The organism is Pseudomonas alkylphenolica (assembly GCF_004025535.1).
Classification (GTDB): Bacteria; Pseudomonadota; Gammaproteobacteria; order Pseudomonadales; family Pseudomonadaceae; genus Aquipseudomonas; species Aquipseudomonas alkylphenolica_A.
The window spans coordinates 1-588 of the sequence record NZ_QJRG01000018.1 but is presented as its reverse complement, the minus strand read 5'-3'; the positions used below and the strand labels follow the sequence as shown (position 1 = coordinate 588).

At 63.3% G+C, this 588-nt stretch carries 1 pseudogene; it reads right to left on the bottom strand.

Features of this window, described 5'->3' with window-relative positions:
- Positions 1-588, bottom strand: a pseudogene (locus DM813_RS28345) (hypothetical protein); the annotation flags it as partial.

Below are 588 nucleotides of genomic sequence, written 5' to 3'. Positions count from 1 at the left end.
TTACGTCGTCGAGCGCTTCGGCGACGATGTACTTGCGCTCGTTACTGAGGCCCTGGGCATCGACGGCGGCCAACCACGGCAGGTTCATTTCAATGGCGTCGTTACGCCAGGCATTGAGCTCCTGAACGATGCCGATCGGGTCATCGAGTACCAGGGCGACACCGCCGCCCCCCATCAGGCTGTTCAGGGCGTTCTGGTAAATCGAGCCCATGGACCTCGGCGCGTCACCCGGTACAAGGGCGTTGCGGAACGGGGGAAATGCCTGTTTCTCCAGCAGGTGCCTGGCGGCGGGGTTGTCAGCGGCGAGGAACTCGGCGACGGTGCCGGCGACGCTCGAGGGGGTGATGGCATCGTCGAACAGGCCACAGCTATTGACGAGGATGCGCAGGTCGAATTTTTGCAGGCGGTTACGGTAAACAGGGTTGTCCCGATAGCGGTCAACCATTTCAGGACTGAGCGGGTCCGGGGTGAACAGCAACCGGGCTTCGTCTACGTCTTCCGGGTCACCGACCTGCACGGTCCAGCCACCGAGTGCGGCGATGCCCGGTATCGGTACGCCGGGGTCATAGGGCCAGACCGCTTGCAGCA